We start from the raw sequence: 7,705 nt of genomic DNA, 5'->3' as shown, positions 1-7,705 counted from the left end.
TTCAAAGGAACATGTCATGATAGGAATAGAAGGTAGTTTTTGTCAACTATGTCATGGTAAAAGTACACCTTTAAAAAGGATGAAAAAAGGCGATATATTAATTTATTATAGTCCAAAAATAAGCTTAAATTCTGATGTGAAATTTCAGGAAATAACAGCTATAGGGAAAATAAAAGATGAAAATGTGTATCAATTTCAAATGACAGAAAATTTTATTCCTTACAGAAGGGATGTCGATTATTTAAAATTAAATGGAAAATGTACAATAAATGAATTGAGAAACCACCCTGAATGGACAAAATATGCAAAACAGCTAAGATATGGTCATTTTGAAATATCAGAAGATTTTTTTAGATTTATTTATGATTTAATGAAATAAAACTATTAAACAACAAAAAAACTGTCTCAAAATAAAAAATTAGTTTTTACATTAATTTTTAATTTTTTTGAGACAGCTTCTCTTCGAAAATGTGTATAAAACATTATTTTTCTCTGAAATATTTTTCAATTCCATTTACAATTCCTGTAACCATTTTATTCTGATATTCATCTGAAGCCATTTTTCTATCTTCTTCAGGATTTGACATGAATCCCATTTCGATTAAAGTATTGGTAACAGTAGACCAGTTTGTTCCATATTTCCTGTATGTATCATTTTTTCTCCCATTCTTTATACTAAATCACTAAACAACTTATCAAATAAACTGTTATAAATATTGATGCAATTAAAACTATAACAAACTTCTTATTAAATGACTTGTTTAGAAGTATTGTATTTTTTATATCAATCATAGGTCCTAATAGGATAAATGCAAGTATACTATTTTTGCTTAAACTATTCATAAATGTTCTTGCTATAAATGCATCTGATGTTGAACATAAGCTTAAAGCAAATGCAAGAAGCATCATTATAAATGTTGATATATACTTATTCTGAACAATTCCTCCTATATTACTTATTGGAAGTAATATTTGCATTGTGGCTGCAAGAAGTGCACCTACTGCCATATATGATATTATTCCCATAAAATCACCATACATTATATTAATTATATTTTTTACTCTACCTATTGGTCCTGTTTCTTTTTCATGATTTGAACATGAACATCCTTCATGATGGTAATTACATGTATGTATATGTTCATGATCATGATGATGGTGATGATGTTCATATATTTCTTCTTTTAATACTGCATCCTTACATATAATATCTAATATAATACCTACAACTAAGGCAACTACTACCCCAAATATTGTCCTATATACAAATAATTTTGGCATTTCAAATCCAAAAAGTAACATTTTTTCTGTTTCTCCAAATGCAAAAAATGTTGATAATAATACAACAGGGCTTATTATTGGTGATGCAAGCATAAAACTTACTATTACATTTGTTGGTACTTTTTTCTTCTTAAGTCTCATCGCTATTGGTATTACTGCACAATCACATGCTGGTATAAATAGCCCTAAAAATATACCTACCAAACTTCCAAGCACCCTATTTTTAGGTATCATCTTGCTTATTCTTTCTTCTGAAACAAATTCTTCTATTATTGCAGATATTAATGCTCCTAATAATAGAAATGGTATTGCTTCTAACATTATTGTTGTAAAATATATAGCTATATCTCTCATTTTCTCTCCTTCTTAAATCACATTATTATAAATAATATCACTATAAATCTAAAAATACAATATCGCAAATTATTTGCATATAATATAATCTAAATATAATATTGCAATTATAACATACAATACATATAATAAAATAAACAAACAAAATATATAATAAGGAATTAATTTATGAAAAATAATATTAAATATATTGGTGTTGATATTGGTGGAAGCCATACAAAAATCGCACTTGTAAACACTAAATATGAATTACTAAATGAAGAAAGTATTTTTTATGGAAATTTAGATCCAATCTTAAAACCTAAATGTATATATGAACATATAACTAAATATATAGATTCTCTACCTAATGAGATCTTTGAACAAATAATAGGTATTGGTGTTGCATGTCCTGGTATGACAAAAAATAATAAAATAATAGGTGCAGTTAATTTAGGAGGAAATTCTGATATTCTAATTAAAATAGAAAAAAAATATAATCTTCCACTATATAGTACAAATGATGCAATTGCAGCATCTTTTGCCCAATTAAAAAAAGGATCACTTATAAATACTGATAATGCAATATACTTAGGTCTTGGCACAGGAGTAGGTTTTTCTGTTATTCTAAATAAACAAATTTTCTTGCCAAATGGACTTCCAGTAGATCTTAGTCACACATCATATATTAAAAAGAATATAAAATGTTCTTGTGGTAAAGATGATTGTATAGAAAAATATATTTCTATAAAAGCATTAAGAAGTAAATTAAACAAAAAAATAAATACTAAATATAATTTAAACAATAATCTTAAAGTTGAAATTATTTTAGAGAAATATAATATTGAAGATTATGAAGATATATTACGTGAATATGCAGATAATATTGTTACAACTATAATAAACCAAATAGAACTTTTTAAGCCTGATAAAGTTTGCTTAGGTGGTGGTTTTGTAAAAATATCTGAAAGTATTATTTATGATATGATTAAAACAAAATACAAAAATTCTAAAATATTCTCTACAATGTTTGATTATGATAGACCTGAACTTATAATAGCTCAAAAATTAAATTGTTCTGAAATTGTTGGTATAATCTTATTATTAAAAGATAAGTTTAAAAATCTTTAACCAAATAACAAACCTCAGCAACTCTTAAATTATTGACAATATAATATAATAATATTATACTATTAAAGTAATGCGAGAGTAGCTCAGTTGATAGAGCGATGCCTTGCCAAGGCATAGGTCGCGGGTTTGAGCCCCGTCTCTCGCTCCAGGCGACATAGCCAAGTGGTAAGGCACGAGTCTGCAAAACTTTGATCCCCGGTTCGAATCCGGGTGTCGCCTCCAGATCCTAAAAAGGAGTTATTATGAGATACATACTAGCGGCTCTTTTGGCATTGATGGTTTTTAGCGGGTGCTCTAATACTTGGCACGGCGTAAAAGAGGACTCACACAATGCGGCTCAATGGACCAAAGAAAAGGTTCACAACGGCGCCGAGTGGGTCGGAGAAAAAACCGAATAAATTTCACGCGCAGGTCCTGGCCTGCGCGAACTTTCGGCGGGGTCTACCCGCCCTTAATCGGGAGATGGCTGAGCGGTCGAAAGCGGCGGTCTTGAAAACCGTTGAGGTGAAAGCCTCCTGGGGTTCGAATCCCTATCTCCCGGCCATTTTAATCTAATCCGAAATTCCATTTTAACTTCAAAATTTCACATTTTATTTATACTAATTTTCATTTAATGCTCTTTAGGCTAAAATTTTATCTCGTAGCAAATGACAGTTTGGGGCGGTGCGTTTATAAGCGGAGCACCAAAACGTTATGCGGCGAAGAAGCCAAGATTGTGCGTCAGTGGCTTGTTTGATCGATCCGTGTTAAAACAGCGCGTAGCGAGAGTAGGGCGATGTAAAATTAAATGTTCGTCCGTCTCGCTATGAAAGCGCGTGGGCTCTGTTGCGGAATTTGGCTATAGAATTTCAAAGCTTAGCAGCCCGCCGCGCTTGGCGTAAAATTTTAAAATTTACCGATTCGCGCTTTTTAAATTTAGCCCGGGTGCAAGTAAATTTTAAAATTTGCGTCCGTGCCGCCGGGCAGCTATGTCGCCGCCTCAGCGCGCAGACCAAGATCGATGCATTTGCCAATTTGGGTGATGCGCCAAACGAGAGCAGCCGCGTGGTATGGAGTTAGAGTCGGTAAACTCGCGAAGCGGACCAAAGATCGGCGCGCGAGCATGCGGCTTAAAAGTTGGCAAATTTAAGAAATATCGCAGGCTGACGGGTCAAAGCGAATAAATCTAAAAAATAGCGCAGAATGGCGCAGACGGGCAGCTTGATAAGCCGAAAGAGAAAAGCTCGCCGAAATATCTGCGAGGCGGAATTTTACTAGAAATAAATGAAAGGCTTAAATGCGAAAAATTTTACTATTTTTACTGCTTTGCGCGGGAGCTTTTGCGCTTGAGTGGGATGGAGCCGTCTTACGAGGGGCGCTGCCAAACGGGCTTAAATACTATATTTTAGAAAATTCCGTGCCTAAAAATTCCGCCGTTTTTTACCTGATCGTGGATGCGGGCTCGATCGATGAGGGTCCTAATGAGCGCGGGCTTGTACACTTCATCGAGCATATGTCCTTTAACGGAAGCCGCGATTTTAGCAAAAACGAGCTCATCAAAAAACTGCAGAGCCTAGGCGTGAAATTTGGCGCCGACGTAAACGCGCAGACGGGCTACGACAGCACGATTTACACGCTTAGCATCGCAGTTAACGAAGAAAATTTAAAGGATGTTTTTAAAATTTTTGCTTCGATTGCGGACGGAGTGGAGTTTAATCCGCTTGAGCTCGTAAAAGAAAGAGGCGTCATAATCGAGGAGGCGCGTAGCCGCGATACGCCGATCGCGAGGCTTTACGAGCGGATGGATGAGGAGCTTTACGGCGGCAGCGCGTATTTTGATCGCGCGCCGATCGGCGATATGGCGGTCGTAAAATCCGTAAGCGCGCAGCGAATCAAGGAGCTTTATCAAAAAATTTACCAGCCCAGGTCTATGAAATTTATAGCCGTGGGCGATTTTAAAAGGGATAAAATTTTAAAACTACTAGAGCAAAATTTTTCGCCTCTTAAAAATACAAACTCCTACGCCCGCCAGAATATGGGCATTCCGTCTAGGCAGGGTTTGAAAATTTATAATTACGATACGAACGAAACATCGCTAAATTCCGTCAAAATTTCGTTTTGGGAGGAATTTGAGCCGCCAAACAGCGAGGCGAATGCGAGAAAAATTTTAAAAAGCGAGCTTATCTCAAGCCTTATTTCTACGATTTACGAGCGAGCGAAGGCTAGTGAAGGCGCGCTGCTGCGAGTTAATTTTTCCAGATCGAATTTGCAGTTTCAAAAAACGATCTATAACTTCGACGTCGCCGTTTTGGGCGGAGATTTTGACGGCGCGATCTCGCAGGCGCTTGGGCTAATCAAAGGCTTGCGAGATAGCGGCTTTGATGCGCGCGATTTCGCCCTTGCGAAGGATGCTTTGATCAGCTCGCGGTACAGCGCCTTTGAGCGCAAAAAAAGCGCAAATTCCGCGTTTTTTGCAAGAGAGATTCTTCATGCCGTAAAATCGGGAGCCGTTCTGCCTAGCGCCGCAAAACAGCGTGATTTGGAGGTAAAATTGCTGCGCGAGATCAGCCTAGAGGGGCTAAATTTAGAATTTAGGCGCCTGACAGATCTAAGAGAGGTGCACGCAAGCGTTTTTAGCGGCTCCGGATACAATCTGGATGAGGCCAAATTTAAGAAGTTGCAGGATGACGCTAGAGCGATAAATACGCATGCCGCGCATAAAAAGCTGCCGGATAGCCTGGTTTCTAAAAACCTACCCGAGGGCAAAATTTTAAGCAAGAGATTTGATCCGCGATTTAAATTTTATACCTACCTGCTTGAAAATAACGCGACCGTGATCTTAAAGCCGCTTAAGACGCGCAAGGATTTCATCTCGTTCGCCGCGGTAAGCAGAGGCGGAATGTCCAATCTGGCGCATCCAGGGCTCGGCAGTTTTGCCGCGATGCTTGCAAACGAAAGCGGCGCGGGCGAGTTTAACAATTATGAAATTTCGCAAATTTTAAGCGGACGGCAGGTGAATTACCGCAAAAACATCTCCGCATTCTCGCACGGATTTTATGGAAGCTGCGGCTCGCAGGATCTAAAATGGCTGCTGGAAGCGATAAACTTAGAGCTTAGCTCTCCGCGCGTAGACGAGAAAGCGCTGCAAAATTTAAAGATCAAATCGCTCGACGAGCTTGCGCGAAACGAGAAGCTGCCCGGGTATAAATTTAGCAGGGAATTTAGCGAGTTTTTTTACGGCGGCAATGCGCGAATGCGCCCTCTAAGCGCCGCGCAGATCAAAGCGCTTAACGCGGAGGAGCTAAAAAAGATCGTCTATGATAAATTTAGCAATGCCGCATCCTACACTTTCGTGCTTAGCGGCGATTTTGAGTTAAAAGACGCTGAAGTTCTCATAAAAAAGTATCTGGCGAGCTTGCCTGCTCGCGGCGAACGCGAGGATTTTAAAGACGACGGAATTCGCAGCTTAAGCGGACGGCACGTTTTTATGCGCAACTATCAAAACTCCCCTAGAAGCGACGTCGCGCTTACCGCGATAAACAGATCCGCTCCGTACTCGCTTGAAAATGCAATTAAAATTTCAGCCCTGGCTTCGGTGCTTCAGGAAGCCCTTAGAGAGCGTATCAGGGAGGATGAGGGGCGCACCTACGGCTTTTCGGTCGCTTCGAGCCTAAGCCGCATCCCGTACGAGCACTCGAGCCTTCATATTTCGTTTTCCTGCGCGCCGCAAAATACGGATCAAATTTTATTCGCAATTAGAGAAATTTTTGCAGAAATCGCAGGCGGCGGATCGGACGTAGCGCGGCATCTTGAAAATTTTAAAAAATCTCAGATCATCACGGCGCGTACCGCTCGCGAAAGCCCTGAGTTTTGGAACGACGCGCTCGTAAAATACGCGCTTTGGAATGAGGAGATCGCCGATTTTAAGACCTTTGAAAAGACCATAAATTCCATCTCGCCGAAGGATATCGCGGAGGCGGCGCAGACATATATTTTTGACACCGATGAAACCGTGAGGATAAATGCGCCGAAATTTTAACGGGCTCGGCGTCTTTAAATTTTACTCGGAGAAATTTACTAAGCGCGTTTAAATTTAACGGCGCTTGCACGGCAAATTTTATCTCCGTAAATTTAGCAGTTTAAAAACGAACTCAAGAATAAAGCTCAATTAAACCCATCTGTGCCGCACATATATCTTAGATAAATTTTATTATAGAATAGAATTACCTCGCTGATATATCGCTATTTTGTTACATTTTTTCTATTGTTTGCATAAGTTATATAATTGTTATCACTTTTATTGAAATTTAAAATATTATTGGCTAAATTTTTAAGGTCTTAATTTTTATTTTCAAAAAAGGAGAAAAAATGATTGTCGATTTTTGGGCCTGTAAGCCATGTGAAAGCGGCGCAGGCCGCAATTATTCCGCTTCCGTAAAAGGCGAGAAATCCACTCAAAATCGCTGCGGGGGGGGGCTTGCACGCTCCTTAATATTCGCGGCGTGTCTTTGCGGTCTAAGCGTCGCGCAGGATTCGTCTGAAAATAACGCAACCAGAAGCGTTGCTACCAAAGAGAGTTCAGAGGCACGAAGCTCAGCTGCTACGACAAATAGTTATAAATTTCCCGAAATAGTAGTCATCGGCAACATCGACTCGAGCCTTACGAGCGTCGGCGATAGCTACGGCGGTACGCAAAAGATAAGCAGGACGATGATCGAGTCGATGCCTAGCGGCAACGGCGACTTCGTGCAGCTTCTGCGTACCAATCCAAACGTGCAATTCAGCTCCACAAACCGCCAGAGCACGACGCTCGGCGAGATCAGCCCCGCAAATATCAGTATCAACGGCGCGAAGTATTGGCAAAACAACTTTATGCTTGACGGCGCGAATATGAATAATGATCTTGATCCCGCTAGAAATCCGGGCGGCAATCCTACGCGCTTTTCAGCGTTTGATACGATGAATTCCGTCTCGCAAGGTA

The 7,705-nt window shown here is 39.2% G+C and carries 6 protein-coding genes, 3 tRNA genes and 1 pseudogene; 8 read left to right on the top strand and 2 right to left on the bottom strand.

Annotated features, from left to right (window positions below):
• Positions 1 to 379, top strand: a 379-nt coding sequence (locus Q0372_RS06395) for an EVE domain-containing protein (protein WP_298103947.1), incomplete at its 5' end; no start/stop codon positions are given.
• 103 nt (positions 380 to 482) lie between these two features.
• On the opposite strand, the gene Q0372_RS06390 is transcribed toward Q0372_RS06395, so the two are convergent.
• Positions 483 to 674: an N-acetylmuramoyl-L-alanine amidase gene (locus tag Q0372_RS06390; protein ID WP_298103949.1), complete on the bottom strand. Its 192-nt coding sequence runs from the start codon at positions 672 to 674 to the stop codon at positions 483 to 485.
• A 1-nt stretch (position 675) separates the two neighbouring features.
• Entirely contained in the window at positions 676 to 1,635 is a 960-nt protein-coding gene (locus tag Q0372_RS06385; protein ID WP_298103945.1) for a permease, read from the bottom strand.
• Between the two features lie 168 nt (positions 1,636 to 1,803).
• Between Q0372_RS06385 and Q0372_RS06380 the strand changes: the two genes are divergently transcribed.
• The 7 genes and pseudogenes from Q0372_RS06380 to Q0372_RS06350 form a co-directional block, all read left to right on the top strand.
• Positions 1,804 to 2,745, top strand: coding sequence for an ROK family protein (locus Q0372_RS06380; RefSeq protein WP_298103943.1), 942 nt, complete (start codon positions 1,804 to 1,806; stop codon positions 2,743 to 2,745).
• Positions 2,746 to 2,817: 72 nt separating this feature from the next.
• Positions 2,818 to 2,893, top strand: a tRNA-Gly gene (locus Q0372_RS06375).
• Positions 2,894 to 2,967, top strand: a tRNA-Cys gene (locus Q0372_RS06370).
• Between the two features lie 20 nt (positions 2,968 to 2,987).
• Entirely contained in the window at positions 2,988 to 3,143 is a 156-nt protein-coding gene (locus Q0372_RS06365) for a hypothetical protein (protein WP_177387338.1), read from the top strand.
• Positions 3,144 to 3,201: 58 nt separating this feature from the next.
• Positions 3,202 to 3,289: transfer RNA gene (locus tag Q0372_RS06360), tRNA-Ser, on the top strand.
• A gap of 732 nt (positions 3,290 to 4,021) precedes the next feature.
• The gene (locus tag Q0372_RS06355; protein WP_298103940.1) at positions 4,022 to 6,763 is read left to right on the top strand and encodes a M16 family metallopeptidase; all 2,742 of its coding nucleotides are present in this window, start codon (positions 4,022 to 4,024) and stop codon (positions 6,761 to 6,763) included.
• Between the two features lie 329 nt (positions 6,764 to 7,092).
• A pseudogene (locus Q0372_RS06350) lies at positions 7,093 to 7,705 on the top strand (TonB-dependent receptor plug domain-containing protein); the annotation flags it as partial.

Source organism: uncultured Campylobacter sp., assembly GCF_937997405.1.
Lineage (GTDB): Bacteria > Campylobacterota > Campylobacteria > Campylobacterales > Campylobacteraceae > Campylobacter_B.
Note: the sequence above shows the minus strand (reverse complement) of the source record. Positions and strands in the feature narration are given on the sequence as shown.